This window comes from Tenacibaculum sp. SSH1-16 (assembly GCF_040104435.1).
Taxonomy (GTDB): Bacteria; Bacteroidota; Bacteroidia; order Flavobacteriales; family Flavobacteriaceae; genus Polaribacter; species Polaribacter mesophilus.
The window spans coordinates 44,535-60,744 of record NZ_JBECOV010000006.1 but is presented as its reverse complement, the minus strand read 5'-3'; the positions used below and the strand labels follow the sequence as shown (position 1 = coordinate 60,744).

Sequence of the window (16,210 nt, the reverse complement as noted above, 5' to 3'; positions counted from 1 at the left end):
CTAGTAATGCTGGGGAGTTATTTTTTTATAAAGTAAAGTTTGTTTATTTCTATAAAAATATTTTTAGGAGTAAATTTTCTGGTAAATGTAACTGGTTGTGTAGAACATATAGAATAGGTAGTAGTGTATTCCAATACGGAAAAAGTAGTTTTCAATTTCTCAACTAAACTGGTTCAAACGCAAATATCCAAGTTTGCTAAAAAAGAAAAGTATTAAAAACTTTATCAAGTAAAAGTTGGTTTAAATATAAAGCCTCTTAGCAGCATAGTTACTAAGAGGCTTTTATAATATGGATTGTTATAATTATTGTATTTCTACTTTAAAAGAAACTTGTACATCTGTTTCTCCACCAGCGTTGGTAATATCTCCTTCTTTTACTCCAGAAGCTCCTTTATTTGGCTCGTGTCTTAAGATAAAAAAATAATTTCCACTTCCAGCTGCACCAGTTGCAACCGTAAAATTAATACCTACAGGATTTCCATTGGCATCATTATCACCAGCATAAGAGAAAGTACTAGCAATACCACCTGTTACATTATAAAAGAACTGGTGTTCATCTGCTTCTTCAGCAACTTCTTCAGTAATATTTTCAGCTGGGTCTTCTAATTCATTTAATAAGGTAATTTCTCCATTATATGTTGTGTTAGCAGCTAAAGTACCTTCTGTAACTACTGGATCGTTAGGACCATCACCATCTAAATCTCTACTTTGCAATGTAACGGTCTCACCACCTCCTTGTGGAGTTAATTTAACAGTTACTGTAGTAATAACTTCTTCTTCGTTAACTGGTACTGGATCATCATCACTAGAACAAGAAGTAATTGCTAATGCAGAAATAAATAATATGGCTAATAATTTAATATTTTTCATTTTTAAATGTTTTTTAATAATTAATTTTTAGTTGAACTTTAAAATTTCTTCCTAAGTCGTCAGCAAAATATCGTAATCTATTTAAATAATTTCGATAAGATTTGTTTAAAATATTGTCTACATATAAATTAATGTTAACTTTTGTTTTATTTAATTTAAAATCAAACCCTGAAGAAAAGTTTAATAAATGATATGCTGCTGGAGGTGTGCTAATATCAACAAGTACATTTTGATTTAATGTAGGAATAAAGGCATTAAAGTTATTATTAGGATACTTATTTTGTTTTGCGTTGTATTCGCTTTCGATAGAAGCATAAAAATTTTGCCAGTTTTCTTTTTTAAAAGCTAGCGAAGTTACTGTTTTAAAAGGAGGAATGTCTATTAACGGTCTGTCGTTAGATACATCAGTACCTCTTAAAAATGAACTTTTGTTTGTTAACACAAAATTATTATTAATGTTGTATTGAGTGCTGGCATCAATACCAAATAACTGTGCGTTAACTTGTTTATAAGACCAAACAGGAAAAGTACCTCTATTAGTAGTTTCTTGCCCACTTGGTTCTATGTAGATAAAATCTTTAATATGATTGTAAAAAGCTTCTAAATTCAGGTTAACCTTTTTATTAGTGTACTTGTAAGAGGCAGATAACCTATTAGAAGTTTCTGTTTTAATGCGTAAATCTCCTAATTCTATTCTAGCAGCAGAGTGGTGTAATCCATCGCTAAATAGTTCTGATGGATTTGGAGCTCTGTTTGCTAAACCATAGTTAAATATAAAAGAATTATGATCATTTGCATTATAGGTAATACCTGCAGAAGCTGATATATTATGATAAGTAAATGTTGGATTTGTTAGTAGTTGAGAACCAGATACATTTGGGTTGATTACTATATTACCAAAATCATTTTGATAATTTAAATTATCCCACCTAGATTTTTGATAGAATTTTTTAGCATCAATATGGTTAAAATCATATCTAACACCTGTTGTTATATACAGTTTGTCAAACGTTAAATTAGAAATAACATAGGCTCCAAAAGCATATTTATCATAATCGGGTATTAATCGTCTAACTTTAGTTATTGGATCTGAAAAATTTGATTGATACAAACCACTTATACCAAATTTATAAATTTGGTCTGTATTTGAATCTAAATACAAATCAGATTTAAAACTATGAGTTTTAAGTTTTAAGTCTACTGCTTGTAAGTTTTTTCTATCACCAATTCGTTTATCAAATTCTAATCTATGATTCACTTGATAATCATATTGCAACGATAGCTTACCAAAAGCTTTAAAACGTTTATAAAATTTAGTTTTAAAAATTTGATGAGTTACTTCTTGTCTTGGATTATTAATAGTATAGCTAAAATCATCAATAATAAGTGGTTGTCTACTGTTTATTGCATTTACTAAATCGGTAATATTACCAAAATGAGAAGCACTTAAGATACCAACTTGATTATCTAAGTAACTATAAAATAAATTAAAACCTTTTTCAAATTTATGAAAACCAGTATTAACAGTTAATGCTTTTGAGTTAATACCTGTATTAGTAAGTTTATAGTTTGCAGCATCAAAATCACCCGATCTTTTATATGATGCTTGTCCGTTTACATACCAACCCGTTTCGTAGTTTTTATTTACATTGGTTGCTACCGAAAACAAACGACCATTGGTTTGTTGTGATACAATTGTTTTTCCAAATAAAGTGTCTTTAAGAATATTATTTTTTGGATTAAGTATAACTACACCACCAATAGCGTCACCTCCGTATTGTAAAGCATTTGCTCCTTTAATTACAGAAATTGAGTTAGCAGCATTAATATCAATATTCGGAGCATGCTCTACACCCCATTCTTGATCTTGTAATCTAACATCGTTAAAAGACACCAAAACTCTACTACCATGTAATCCATTAATTACAGGTTTAACTATGCTATTCCCTGTATTAATAGATGAGACACCAGAAATATTTTTAAGGGCATCTCCTAAAGTAGCGTCACTATTTTTTTCTAAAACATTAGATTTTAACACTGTTTCTTGTGCTGTTTTAGTTTTTAAGCCCGTAACACCTTTTATATTTACTTCATTTAGTTCTTCTTCATGATGTTCTAAATCAATAACTAAATAAGTGTTTTTAGAAATGTTACGTTCAATAGTTTGTGACTCACAAGCTACATGTGATACTTCAACTATAATTTTACCAGAACATACATTTTTAATTGTAAACTTTCCTTCAATATTAGTAACAGCATATTTATTTTGATTTTTAATGTATACCGTAGCTCCTACAATAGGAGATTTATCGTGAAAGTCTTCAACTAAACCAGAAAATGTATATTCACATTTTTGACCATATGCTGTTGAAAAAAATACAAGCATAAGCATCAAAATGATACAATTTGATTTCATGTAAAGATTTTATATTATTATTTAAGTTTTAATTTTTATAAAACTTAAAAAGGAGGTGCTCTAGAGAGTTTTTTTATAATATAGAAAGAAGATGTAATTTCACCTAGAAAAGATGTTAACTTAAAAAAAGTTCTAGGAATTACATCAAAAATAGGAAGTATTTCTTCAGAAAATACTTGAAACTGATAATGAAGAGTAGAACAATCTATTTCTCCTTTATGAAAATGTTTATCATTTTTAGATATACATATAGTATGTTCGTGTTTTTCAAAAGCATGAACTAATTGTATAACTGAAGGTATAAGTAATACAATTATACTTAGGGAAACTATATGTTTTTTAAATGTTAACATTAGTGCAAATGTATAAAAAACCCTGTTTGTTTTTGTACAAACAGGGTTTTTAACTTTTTTTTATTTTTTTGAGTTACCTCGCATTTTCATATTAAGCATTTCAACTAATAAAGAAAATGTTATTGCAAAATATAAATATCCTTTTGGAATTGCACCTACAGATTGCCCAAAAACAATCATGTTAGATAAGTGTGCTCCTTCAGTGATTAACATAAACCCAATTAAAATTAAAAAAGACAAGGCTAGCATTTGAATAGTAGGGTGCTTGTTTACAAAATTACTTATAGGAGTAGCGAATATTAGCATGATTAATATTGAGACAATTACGGCAATAATCATAATTATTAGCGCTCCTTGAATACCGTTGGTCATACCCACAGCAGTTAAAACTGAGTCAAAAGAAAAAACAATATCAATTAGTACTATTTGAGTAATAACATTTAGTAATGTTTTCTTCTTTTTAGAGGTGTTTGTAGCATCTTCATCTCCTTTTCCTTCCACTTTATGGTGAATTTCGCTAGTACTTTTGTATAAGAGAAATACACCTCCTGCAAATAAAATTAAACTTTGCCCTGTAACACCTACCTTTAACCAAGATAAGTCAATATTCCAAATAGGGTCTTTCATGCTTATTAAATAAGAAACTCCTAATAAAAGAAGAATTCTAAAAATCATCGCTAAAAGGAGGCCTATTCTAGCAGCTTTTTTTTGTTGATTTTCAGGGAGTTTGTTGGAGGCGATAGAGATAAATATAATGTTATCAATCCCTAGTACTACTTCTAAAAAAGTAAGAGTTAGTAAAGCTATCCAAGTATCTGCTTGTAAGAAAATTTCCATAGTTTATTGCACTTTATATACAGTTCCTTTTTGTTTAAAGTTAGAGTAGCCAATACGAGCTGTAAAATTATAAGAGCTATCGGTTACTTTAGTTATTTGAACAAATATAGGATCTTTATCTAAATCAGTTTTAGGATTTTTCATTCGCAAAGTGTATGCAAAATTATTTTTCCATTTGATGTAGAGTGTATCTATGTGTTTTATCTCCTTTTCGGTAACCAAACTATCTGTAGAAATACTTACTTTTTTGGTGTACTCTTCAATTTGCAAACTATCTTTTCTTACAATAGTTGTTTTTCCATAATTGTCACCAGCAGGAATTTCAAAGGTTCCATGAACAAAACGTGTTGGATCTCCTTTTTTGTCTGGAGTACACGAAATAGCTAAGACTAAAACTAAAAAAGTAAGTAAATATCTCATTATATACCTGTGTAATTAGATGGTGTAATTTGTTTTAATTCATTCTTAATCGCATCAGAAACCTCTAAAATATCAATGAAGTTAGCGATAGAATCTTTGTTTATTTTTTCGTTCGTACGAGTTAATCCTTTTAAAGCTTCGTATGGATTAGGATAGGCTTCACGACGTAAAATAGTTTGAATAGCCTCAGCAACTACTGCCCAGTTATTTTCTAAATCTTCTGCAAACTTAGCCTCGTTTAATAATAACTTGTTCAATCCTTTTAACGTAGAAGCAAAACCGATTAACGTATGCCCAAAAGGAACTCCAACGTTACGTAATACCGTACTGTCAGTTAAATCACGTTGTAATCTTGAAACAGGTAACTTAGCAGATAAATGCTCAAAAATAGCATTAGCAATCCCTAAGTTTCCTTCAGAGTTTTCAAAATCAATCGGATTTACTTTATGTGGCATTGCAGATGAACCTACTTCACCTTTTTTAATTTTTTGTTTGAAGTAGTCGTTAGAAACATACGTCCAAACATCGCGATCTAAATCAATCAAAATCGTATTTACGCGCTTTAATCCGTCGTATAAAGCAGCCATATGATCGTAGTGCTCAATTTGCGTAGTAGGGAAGGAGTGGTGTAAACCTAACACTTCTTCTACGAAATGAGTTCCGAAGTTTTTCCAGTCAATATTTGGATACGCTACTTTGTGTGCATTGTAATTACCTGTAGCTCCACCAAACTTTGCAGCATGTGGTGTGTGTTGTATGTGAATAACTTGATTGTTAATACGCTCTACAAATACAAAAAACTCTTTTCCTAAACGAGTAGGAGAGGCTGGTTGCCCGTGAGTTCTTGCTAACATTGGTACGTTTTCCCATTCTTCTGATAAATCAGCTAATTTGCAAACTAAGGTATCTAAAGTTGGATAGTATACTTCATCCATTGCATCTTTAATAGATAAAGGAATAGCGGTATTGTTAATATCTTGAGACGTTAATCCGAAGTGGATAAACTCTTTATATTTCTGTAAGTTTAAGGCGTCAAACTTTTCCTTAATAAAGTACTCAACAGCTTTTACATCGTGATTGGTAACGCTTTCAATTTCTTTGATTTTTATCGCATCTTCTGCAGAAAAATCTTCATAAATTTTACGTAAATCAGCGTATAACTCTTTATTGAAATCGGCTAACTGAGGTAATGGAATTTCACATAAAGCAATGAAATATTCAATTTCTACTTTTACACGATATTTTATTAAAGCTTCTTCTGAAAAATAGTTCGCTAAGCTTGCTACTTTGTTACGGTATCTACCATCAATAGGAGAGATGGCGTTTAATTCTGTTAAGTTCATGTTTTGTTGTTGTGTTGAAAGGCACAAAAATAGAAAATACTTCCCTTTTTTTTAGAGTTTAATTAAAGGAATTTTAGTAGACATAAGAAAGCAGTTTTATTTATAAATAAAGAGTATACTGAGTTGTTAAAGGAGCTTACCGTTGTATTAATTATTTACGTTATGAATACTAGCTATCTATGCTACAAATATATAAGTATTAATAATAAGCGTGTATTTCAAGTTTAAAATATCATAATTGTTATAATGAAAGTTTAAACTGTTCGGTATAAGAATAGAGTATAATAGTTTTTTTATCTGGCATTAAAAAGGTTTGTAAAAGATTATGGTTGGGTAAATATTTAGTTTGTAGTTTAAATAATGCTTTTTCATTTTTAAAGTTAAGTTCATAATATTGAATACCACTTTGATAAAGAGAAAAGTTGAATTTACCACCTCCTAAATGATTACCTCTAACCGCATGGTCAAAAATATTTAAGTCTGTTGTTTTTTCTAGTATAATAGGTTTTAAGTTATTGTATTGAGTATAACTTTCTAATAAACCGATAAGTCCCTCATCATCTTTAGTATCATTATTCATATAAGGAACCTCCTTAACGATAACTTCTTTGTTTTTATATTGTAACAAATAAGAATTATCTCTTGAGTTTAAGCCTATCTTTGTTGTTTTTTGCAAACCTTTTATAATATTGGTTTTAAACTTTTTTCTAATTTCACTTTCTACAGAGTCTATTCTATTAAATCTTACATGCTTTATTAAACTATCTGGAAGGTGTGTAAGTTGTTTTTCATATTCCTTGTTTAAATCAAATATATTTTGATATTCTTTACCGTAGTTGTATTTATGATACTCAATTTTTTTTCTTTCTCCAGTCTTAATATTAATTTTAGTAACTTCATGATTTATATCATATTTATCAATGTTTGTTTCGTAAACAGAATTATATAAGAAACCACTTTCATCAATAAAATTAAAACCTTCTTTTAACAAAATAGAATCTGTTTTAGTTATTAAATCCTTTTTATAATAGAAGATATGAAGGTCTTTTGGATAACTTTCACTATTAGCTATTTTAAAATAAGTGTCATCAAGTCTATAAAAGCCGGTAGGATTAAAATTTATTTTTTGAAATTTAATTTTAGTATCATTAGTTTTTGGAAAATAAGGAAGGTTAGGGTATTTATCATCCTCTATTTTCTCATGTCCACATGAACTTAAATTTACTATTAAACATGTCAAAAAAGTAAGGCGAAAGTATATATTCATTAGCTTGTTTTTAATTTTGAAATACTTATAACTAATAATGTAAATGTTATCTTTTGAATTAATCATGTTTTTAGTTAGTAATAAAGGTTTTTATCATAGTTAATAGTTTTATATAGTGATAAATTTGTAAGTACGCATAAAACTAAAAATCCACATGGATTTTCAGAAATAGGGAGAAAAAGTAATCATTTATAGTCATTGTTGTAATACGTTTTTTTATTTTGCTCTATAAAATTTATTTCTATTCGCTTTTACGTATTTCGTCAAGTCTTGCTGATATGTTTTGATAAAACTTTCCTCGTAAAAATAATCTTCAATTTTTTCGGCAGAAGGAAGTTCTTTGTATCCTTTTTCGAATGCTGTAAATCGTTTATTCCAATCACTTTTATTATTCTGAAACTTTGAATATAAATCTTGGATTGTATCGAACTTGCCAAAGTATTCATTCAAAACTATTTCATAATCCGTAGACAATTTTTCCATTCCAGTTGCTTGCATTCCTTCTAATGCGAGTATTGACAATTCTGGGTAATTAAACAGAAATTGGTAAACTCCTCCGTTGTTGACTTGAGATTCAAAGTTTATTAGAGTGAAATAAATTCTCTGTTCTTTAGTCAGCTCTTTTAGAAAATTAGCGTGAGTTTGATTCTTTTCCCAATATTTATTTGTTGCGTAAATGTCATTGCAAATTTTCTCACAAATGTCATAATGTTCATTGTCATAAACTCCCCATTTTTTATCATTCCATTTTTGCTCAATTTCAGAAATCCAATTTTCAGGCAATAAAGGAAGATGTTGAGTAGATTCAGATTCAGAATCAAGTCGAACAAATTCAGTCATAGTATTTTCAGAATTATTTGTTTTATTTCTCAAAATTAAAAATCCAATAACCAAAATTAAGATTATAATTATTATTAAAATTCCTATTTTCATTAGTTTGGTTAAATGTGTTACAACGGTTTCGTATAACAGTCAGTTACGGGTTAATATGCGTTAAATTTTGGTTTAGAGCTGACGCTCGTAATAGCGAGAGGATTCGGATGTAGTCGAATTCGCCGTAATTGTGGTTATATATTATTGTGCACAGTTATTTACATATTTCATTATAGTGATATTCTAAAAATGATATATCAGGTTCATTAATTTTCGGTTTTTTAAATTCTAAATCAGTCAAAAATTTCTTTATTTGTTTGTCGGATTTTGGCCCAAATATTATTCTATATTCAGAGTCTAAAGAGAAATAACCTTTGTCAAACATCTTATCTTGCAAAACACAAAAGAAAATCGTATTTATTTAGCAAACAGCACAAGTTGAATTGTAATTGTCCAAAACAATTTCCCTTAGTTTATTTTGATAAAATCTGACTTTTACTTTATTCTTCGTTTCAGTCGGATTATTTTTCTTATTTATTTCCTGGTTTTTTATAAAATATTCCTCTATCCTCTACAAGATTCAGTTCCTCAATTATTTGTAATGCTTTTTTAAACTCTAAATCCGTTAGTTGTATTTAATTCGGAAATCGATTTTTTAGTCAAAAGATCTTACTTATCTTCACGAATATTATAACGATGTAATAATTCCATAATTACAAATCCACCACCTCTGGCTGGTGCAGGTAAATTTAGAATCTCTCTTTGGATATTTCTATGGCTTTGTCCATCTATTAAGTAAGCTTTTATTACTTCGGCAATTGCATAGTTATTAAATTTGTCAGTGATTGCCATAATTTGGTTTTAATTGTGCAAAACGGTTTCGTATAAGCATAGTGCGGGACTTTGGAGCGATTTATTGTCCGCATGCACCAGGCTTTGATAGGTGCCAAAATACTCAATTTTAGCCATTCAGCCCGCATTACGCTTATACAATGTTGTAGGTAGTGCTTTCTTTTTCGTCCGTGTTTTGGGGGCAGACACACTTATTGACAAGCTTGGGATTGTGTGATTGATAATGAGAGGCTTGGCAATGTGTGTGGCTGTCTAGAGTTGGCTTTTCTATATCAATGTCAATAGGTAACCTACCAATGCTCCACCAATAACAATAAATGCACTGTTCATTTTCTTAAAGACAAAAACAGTAATTATGCTCAATACTGCAATTAAAATTGTTCGCCAATCGGTCAAAGTGTCTTTTCCCATTTCTACACAAACGGCTACAATTACGGCAACTGCCGCAATGTTAACAGCGTCTAAAAATGCTGCAATAATTTTCGATTTCCGCATTTTTGGAATGAGTGGATTCAGAATAGCAACAAAAATGAAAGAAGGAAGGAAAATCCCAACAGTCGCTGCTATTGCTCCCCAAAATCCACCTAATTGCCAACCGATAAATGTTGCCGTTGATAAAACAGGTCCTGGCGTAAATTGTCCAACTGCAACGGCATCAATTAATTTTTGTCGTGTCAGCAATCCTGTACTGACCAATTCTGCATCTAAATAAGCAAATAGAACATATCCGCTTCCATAGAGTAGTGCACCGACTTTAAAAAAAGTCCAAAGAATTTTTAAGGTACTCGTTGATGCTGTTACCTGTAATAAAACAAGTGGAGTGAAACTGTTCAGATTGTTTTTAGAGTTGCAGATGAAATGCCAAACTAAACCGAGAAATCCGCAAGCAAACAACGCCAAAATTTCGTGTACTCCAAGCAAACAGGCAATCAACGTTAATGTTCCTAAAATTCCGAGTTCCACATTTTTGAGTGCTTTTTTTCCAAGGCGGTAAACTGCCCCGAGAATAATGGCAATTACTGCTGGCTTTATTCCATAAATGAAAGGTTCAACTTTTGGGAATTGTCCGTATTGTTGATAAAGCCAAGCAAAAAACATTGTGATGACAACCGCAGGAAAAACAAAACAAACACCTGCAACTATCAATCCTTTCCAACCTGCTCTTTCGTGTCCGCAGTGCATTGTCATTTCGGTTGAGTTGGGGCCGGGAATAATATTGGTCGCACCCACCAAATCAAGAAAATGCTGTTGGCTCATCCATTTTCTTTTTTTCACGACTTCATCTTCCATCATTGCGATATGAGCCGCAGGACCGCCAAAAGCAATGCTACCTAATTTGAAAAAGAGTTTTGCGACTTCTATTAAAGTACCTTTTGTTTCCATTTTGTTATAGTAAAATTTTTAAATATTATAGTAACAACAAATGCTATAATTATTGATATTATAACATCTGTTGGGAAATGAACTCCTAAAGCCAATCTGGAATAAGCTACTAATAACGCCCAAACTAAAACAGGTAAATAGTAAAGTCTTTTTAGGTTTGAAAATAGCAAGACGAAAGATAATATAAATGCTATAACAGTATGTCCTGAGGGGAAAGATGGACTATTTGCTATTGATAAATTTACTATGTCACCATACAAATCAAAAGGTCTTGTTCTGTGTATAGCATATTTTAATGAAATAACAATTAGCGTTGCAGTTGAAAGCATAAGGAGTAATTTCAAAAAAATGTCTTTTGCATTTTCCGATTTCTTGAAAAAGACAAACCATCCTAAACAAAAAATAATACCGATTGCTATGAGATAGGCCGTTTTTGAAATCCAAAGTAACGTTGAGTCGAATAGTTCAATTCGATTATTATGAATCAAGCGCAGTAAAAAAATATCCGCTTCTATCTGTTTGCCCATTTCTTACTTTGAAAATAATTATCAAACGACCATTTTCCTGCCCCTTTGATAAGCAAAAACAAACTTCCAAACCACATAGCAAAATCGGTACGCATTTCGTGAGTCATACTCCAAAATCCATAACTGTTTAGTTCCCGAAGGTTGAATGGCCCAAAACTCTCTCCAAAGGCAATGGGAATTTTAGTTACGACAATGGCAACCGTCATATTGATAAGCATTGCTAAAGAAGCTCCCCGTGTCAATAGCCCCATCAGTAAAAGAATGCCACAAGCTATTTCAAATACACCAACAAAATTTCCGAAAAACTCCGGGTTTGGAAAACCCATTTTAACAAACCTTCCTGCACCACGAGTAGCGGGATACATAAATTTTTGAATGCCTTCTGAAAGGAAAACTGCACCGACCATTAAGCGTATGATGATGGTGGTTTTAGAATGGTCTGAACTAATTATTTTTTGAAACATTTCAAGTTATTTTTTCAATCAAAATAGGATTATATGCTTTGTAAATTCGAGCTACTGTCCAAGCGATAGGTAGGCTTAAAATAGCTGGTACTATTATATCCATTGGATAATGAACACCAAGGTAAACTCTACTGACACTTACAAAAATAGCCCAAGGAATAAGTATAAATGGTAACCATTTTAGCTTGTTCTGGGCTACTAAAGTCAAGTAGAACGCTAATGAAAATACATTAGCTGCGTGAGATGAAATAAAGCCAAACTTTCCTCCTTTATAGTCATTTACAAAATGAAGTTGTCCTGCTAAATAAGGATTATGACTTGGTCTCAATCTTTCGAAAAGTGGTTTAAAAAGTCCTGAAGCTAACTGGTCGCTAATAGTTATGAGCAAGACAATTAACAAAATCATTAGGGTAGAGTTCTTTTTATACTTCCATATAAGCAGTAATATCAGTAGAAAATAAAACGGTAACCAAGTAAATTTACTGGTAGCAAACCACATTATATCATCCCAAAATTTATTGTGATTACCATTTAACCATAACAGAATATCAATATCGAACTGTTTGATAAGTTCTATCATTGCTTCCTAATAGGTGATTGTCTGTAAAGAGGTTTCTTTACTGTAAAATGAGGTGCTTTTTCCATTGCGTGGCAACTGATACAACTGTTAGTCAGCATTTGGAAGTTATTGTTGAATACCACCGTATCTCTTTTTTCAAGTGCTTTTTGCATTTCTGTAAGTGTTACGGTTAAGAAATGCTCTGCGGATTTTACACGTTTGGGTCTTCTTTCCAAACCACGCTCAATCGCTTTACGGATTTTTTCTATTTGATAGTTGGCATATTCCCAATTCTCATCTTGTCCTGCCCAATAGAGTTCCTGATAGCGGTAGCCTGTTTCCACCATTGCCATATCAAAACCCCTGAATTGGTTTTCAATGGTTTCTAATTTTTTCTGTCCCGTTCCTTTTATCCATTTGCCTTGGGCATTTTGCTCTTGATTGTTTCCACAAGAACTAAGCAAAAGCAAAGCGATAATTGATATTGACCATTTCATATTTCGTGATTTTAATGCTGTAAAATTATACAACACATAACCAATAATGTGGTCTATTTGAAAAAAGAATGGTATTTATCTGTTGTTGTTTCTAAAGCCCACTGGAGTTTGGTCAACGTGTCGTTTGAAGTATTTTGAAAAATGGGAATTGTCCTTGAAATCAAGTCTGTGGGCAATCTCGCTTACGGTAATGTCTGTGTAAAGCAAAAGCCTTTTTGCTTCATTGATAATGTGTTCTGAAAGTATCTCAGCAGAAGATTGTCCTGTTTCTTTTCTGCAAGTTGCATTTAGGTTTTGCGCAGTGGTGTTTAACAATTTGGCATAATGGTTTACCTTATTTTTGAGTCCATCTTCTTTGCTCAAAAGGGCAGTGAATTTTTGAAAGATTGTACTGTTACCGTTTTTAAAAGTTTTTGGTGTTGCCGATTCAAGAAATTTTGCCAAAAGTGCTTTTAACAGTCCGTCTATTATTGGTTGATTTAGCTTTTTATTCTCTTGATGTTCGTTTAGTAAAATGTTGAAAATGTCAATTGCAATATTGTCTTTGGGAAAAAGACAAGTTTGTGCACTCAATTCTGAAATCAGGCGTTTGATATCTTTGTCCAAACAGTTGTCGATAAAGGATTTTTTGATGATGAGTACAAAGCCTTTGGGTTCTGTTTTGATGTCCCAAAAATGTACCTGCTCTTTACGGATTGTGAAAATAACAGGTGGTTTTATTTCATATTCTTTGGTGTCAATAGTGTGGGAACCTTTTCCTTTAGTCAGATAGATAATTTCAAAATAACTGTTGTGTTTGTGTGGAGATGTTTTTCTAATGTGCCGTCTGAACGGAGCAATTTTTAATCCTTCGGTTTGTCTGGTTTTGTCTTTTATTTCGAGTTCTGCTTTCATTTATTGTATTGCTGTCCGTTCGGTGGCAAAAATTAGGCTCTTTTGGTTTTTTCAGCGTTGGCTTTGTGTTGGCAAAAACTAAATGTGCCTAATGTGCGGCTGATTTTTTACATTACCTACAACTTGTTTATATAGATGTAAAATACATCGTTATACAACTTAAAAGGAGGTGTAAGAATACTACTTTTACTATTCTTTATTTTTGTTGCTAAGCTTTCTTGTTTAGTAAATAAAAAAAGGAAGTTTTTAGCAATTTTTATTCTTTTTTTATTAATGTAACCAAGATAAAACAAAATAAAAAACTGCACAAAAATGTACGGTTTAAAGTAGCTTGTTTTTTATCCCTTATAGGTAAGTTATGAGTATACCGTAATTGTAATTATATATAGTTTAGTACAGTTTTAAACTTTATTAGAATTGAGATTCTTTTTTGCTTTTCGAGTCAATCAATTTAATTAAATTATTTAACGACGCTTTAATTTTGTCCGATTCAGCTTTTTTTAACATCAATTCCGTTTTGTTTTTCATTCCGTTGTAATTTGCATTTGGATAAAGTTCAATCAAGGCTGGAAAGTATTTGTCAATTCCATCAGCAAGTTTATCTTTTCCACTTTCTGTAAATGCCTTTTCGTTATTTATCTCGTCTAAATAAATTAGATAGTTGTTTATTAGTGTTTTAATGTTTGAGTTAATATTGTTCTTTACTCTTGATGAATTTGGGTCGTCTGCATTTTCCTTAATTTGGTCATTTCCTAATTTGAAATATTTTAGTTGAAGTTCTAAACCAAAGTGCCAAACAGCAAGCATTTCTTTGTCATATAGATACTGGTCTTTTCTGTCAAGTGCATCGTAGATGTTATTCATATTTTTCCATTCATTGAAGAACTTTTCTGCAACGTTGTTTCTATGTTTTAATCCTAATTCATTGTCATCAAGTACAATATTGAAATTCTGTTGGTCAGTTAGTTTTTCTACGATTATTCTTGTTTGTGGGTCGTCAAAAGTTGGTAGTTTTTCATCTGCTTCATATCCATAATTAAGTTCTAAAACTGCATCATCGTAGTCATTTAGGTCCCAATAGCGTTTGTCAAGTGGAAATTTGTGTTTTTCAGTATTGCAATTAGTAAGTGTTATGCTGATTATAGCAAAAAGGATAATTCTAATTTTAATCATTAAATTCTATTTTGGGTTCTTTATATTCAGTGAGCAAATTTAACAAACTGTCAACTTCTTTTTCATATTTCTTTTGTTCGTTGAAAACGTAACTATGAAAAGTGTCATAATCATATTGTCTTTGGAAATTTCTTTCGTCTTGTTCAGCTTGTCTAATTATTACCTCGATTTTTTTTTCATTAAACTTATTTAGTTTAGATATTTTTTCTTTCGCTTTTCTTGCGAACAGTTCGGTTATTTTAATATGGTATTTTTCGTGCGTTAACAATTCTTTACTATTCGTATTCTTCTTATAAACAAATGAACGTGAAGGGTGAAAAATTGATTGGATAGTTACAGTCTTATCATCAATTTCGCTTTCTATTGAGGTAACAACGTATGCAAACCTTTCATTGCCGTAAAGTGATTTTTTGAAAAACTCAAGACCTCTGAAATTTTCAAAGGTAATCTGTTCGTATTTGTCAAAAGTCAATGGTTTTTCATAATTCAGATAGTTCGTATGGCTTAAAATTCCAAAACCGATTATTACCGGAATGATAACCATAACACTATACTTCAAGAATTTTTTAAACTTTTTTAGCGAAATTGTATTTCCTCCTTTATTTTCCTTTATAGCAAGATATAATTGATAGAAAACAGGAGAGAAATAAACCAGAAATATTAAAGTAATTACTAAATATTCATTCATTGGGTTTGGTTGTTCATAACTGCCTACAATTGTTCTATATGGCTGTCAGTTACAGATTTGATTTTCGTTAAAATTACTGTTTTACACAGGCTTTTGCAATTCCGAGTGGATTAAGTTGTAGTTAGATCCACCGTAATTGTGCTTATATATTGTTACCCAACGTTTTTTCATTCCAATTTTAGTTTTTTAATCAATTTAGTCAAACACTTTTCAAATTCCGGTTGATTTACAGTTAATGACTTTTCTTTTTCGGTATTAAAGTCAGTTATTGATTCATAATATTCTGTCGGATTTATTGGATTAACATTCCAACCTTCTCGTTTTGAAAACCCGTATGTCAAATTTAAGTTGTTTTTCTTTTCTACTCTTAAACAGCCAGTATATTGGTCTGAAAAATCAATAGGTAGGTAGATAACTTGTCCGTTTTTCATTTCTGCCTGTTTTTTATTCCACGAAGCGATTAATTCCGCAACAGCATTTTTAATTTCTTTTATTCCGCTTTTTGGTTCAATTGTTAAAGCAAAATAGTAAGTGTCAAATTTCCGTTGACTTATTAAATCAGGAATTTCAAAGATTAAATCTTCGTGTCCTCCTTTGTCATTTTCTATGATTTCTATTTTCAGCAGGTTGCTCATCAAATGTTGGGTAACTAGTTATAAGAGAACTAAAACTACTTTTATCCGGAGTATTACAGGTGATAAACGGAAGTTATTAGCAATTTTATTCTTTTTATTAAGCGTTAGCCAAGATAAAACAAAATAAAAAACCGTACAAAAATGTACGGTTTAAAGTAG

Annotated in this window: 18 protein-coding genes; all 18 read right to left on the bottom strand. The window is 31.0% G+C overall.

Annotation, left to right across the window (positions count from 1 at the left end; all coding sequences use genetic code 11):
- Positions 1-303 precede the first annotated feature (303 nt).
- The 18 genes from ABMY20_RS09690 to ABMY20_RS09605 all read right to left on the bottom strand — a co-directional run bounded on the left by ABMY20_RS09690 (position 304) and on the right by ABMY20_RS09605 (position 16,051).
- Positions 304-870, bottom strand: a complete 567-nt coding sequence (locus tag ABMY20_RS09690) for a type 1 periplasmic binding fold superfamily protein (protein ID WP_159494879.1) — start codon at positions 868-870, stop codon at positions 304-306.
- Between the two features lie 13 nt (positions 871-883).
- The gene (locus ABMY20_RS09685; protein ID WP_349265167.1) at positions 884-3,286 is read right to left on the bottom strand and encodes a TonB-dependent receptor; all 2,403 of its coding nucleotides are present in this window, start codon (positions 3,284-3,286) and stop codon (positions 884-886) included.
- Positions 3,287-3,330: 44 nt separating this feature from the next.
- Positions 3,331-3,639: a hypothetical protein gene (locus tag ABMY20_RS09680; protein WP_167713733.1), complete on the bottom strand. Its 309-nt coding sequence runs from the start codon at positions 3,637-3,639 to the stop codon at positions 3,331-3,333.
- A 60-nt stretch (positions 3,640-3,699) separates the two neighbouring features.
- A complete protein-coding gene (locus ABMY20_RS09675) occupies positions 3,700-4,476 on the bottom strand; it encodes a TerC family protein (protein ID WP_047790579.1) in 777 nt (258 codons plus the stop codon).
- Positions 4,477-4,479: 3 nt separating this feature from the next.
- Positions 4,480-4,896: a hypothetical protein gene (locus ABMY20_RS09670; RefSeq protein WP_159494876.1), complete on the bottom strand. Its 417-nt coding sequence runs from the start codon at positions 4,894-4,896 to the stop codon at positions 4,480-4,482.
- Positions 4,896-6,239 (bottom strand): adenylosuccinate lyase, encoded by a 1,344-nt coding sequence (purB, locus tag ABMY20_RS09665; protein ID WP_349265166.1) that lies wholly within the window; start codon positions 6,237-6,239, stop codon positions 4,896-4,898. Before purB ends, ABMY20_RS09670 begins: the two co-directional genes overlap by 1 nt.
- A 241-nt stretch (positions 6,240-6,480) precedes the next feature.
- Positions 6,481-7,506, bottom strand: coding sequence for a hypothetical protein (locus ABMY20_RS09660; protein ID WP_349265165.1), 1,026 nt, complete (start codon positions 7,504-7,506; stop codon positions 6,481-6,483).
- Between the two features lie 216 nt (positions 7,507-7,722).
- The gene (locus ABMY20_RS09655) at positions 7,723-8,439 is read right to left on the bottom strand and encodes a DUF4375 domain-containing protein (RefSeq protein ID WP_349265164.1); all 717 of its coding nucleotides are present in this window, start codon (positions 8,437-8,439) and stop codon (positions 7,723-7,725) included.
- Positions 8,440-9,048: 609 nt separating this feature from the next.
- Positions 9,049-9,231 carry a hypothetical protein gene (locus ABMY20_RS09650; RefSeq protein ID WP_159490954.1) on the bottom strand — a complete coding sequence of 61 codons (183 nt, stop codon included), beginning with the start codon at positions 9,229-9,231 and terminating at the stop codon, positions 9,049-9,051.
- 267 nt (positions 9,232-9,498) lie between these two features.
- On the bottom strand, positions 9,499-10,614 hold the full coding sequence (gene chrA, locus ABMY20_RS09645) for a chromate efflux transporter (RefSeq protein WP_349265163.1): 1,116 nt from the start codon (positions 10,612-10,614) through the stop codon (positions 9,499-9,501).
- Positions 10,593-11,141, bottom strand: a complete 549-nt coding sequence (locus ABMY20_RS09640) for a phosphatase PAP2 family protein (protein WP_159490958.1) — start codon at positions 11,139-11,141, stop codon at positions 10,593-10,595. Before ABMY20_RS09640 ends, chrA begins: the two co-directional genes overlap by 22 nt.
- A complete protein-coding gene (locus ABMY20_RS09635; RefSeq protein ID WP_167713759.1) occupies positions 11,126-11,605 on the bottom strand; it encodes a DoxX family protein in 480 nt (159 codons plus the stop codon). Before ABMY20_RS09635 ends, ABMY20_RS09640 begins: the two co-directional genes overlap by 16 nt.
- Position 11,606: 1 nt before the next feature.
- The gene (locus tag ABMY20_RS09630; protein WP_349265162.1) at positions 11,607-12,185 is read right to left on the bottom strand and encodes a phosphatase PAP2 family protein; all 579 of its coding nucleotides are present in this window, start codon (positions 12,183-12,185) and stop codon (positions 11,607-11,609) included.
- Positions 12,182-12,661 (bottom strand): hypothetical protein, encoded by a 480-nt coding sequence (locus ABMY20_RS09625; protein ID WP_253680093.1) that lies wholly within the window; start codon positions 12,659-12,661, stop codon positions 12,182-12,184. Before ABMY20_RS09625 ends, ABMY20_RS09630 begins: the two co-directional genes overlap by 4 nt.
- 75 nt (positions 12,662-12,736) lie before the next feature.
- The gene (locus tag ABMY20_RS09620; RefSeq protein ID WP_253680095.1) at positions 12,737-13,555 is read right to left on the bottom strand and encodes a helix-turn-helix domain-containing protein; all 819 of its coding nucleotides are present in this window, start codon (positions 13,553-13,555) and stop codon (positions 12,737-12,739) included.
- Between the two features lie 411 nt (positions 13,556-13,966).
- Positions 13,967-14,728: a hypothetical protein gene (locus tag ABMY20_RS09615; protein ID WP_159490966.1), complete on the bottom strand. Its 762-nt coding sequence runs from the start codon at positions 14,726-14,728 to the stop codon at positions 13,967-13,969.
- Entirely contained in the window at positions 14,721-15,416 is a 696-nt protein-coding gene (locus ABMY20_RS09610; RefSeq protein ID WP_159490968.1) for a hypothetical protein, read from the bottom strand. Before ABMY20_RS09610 ends, ABMY20_RS09615 begins: the two co-directional genes overlap by 8 nt.
- 167 nt (positions 15,417-15,583) lie before the next feature.
- Positions 15,584-16,051, bottom strand: a complete 468-nt coding sequence (locus tag ABMY20_RS09605) for a hypothetical protein (protein ID WP_159490970.1) — start codon at positions 16,049-16,051, stop codon at positions 15,584-15,586.
- Between the last annotated feature and the right edge of the window lie 159 nt (positions 16,052-16,210).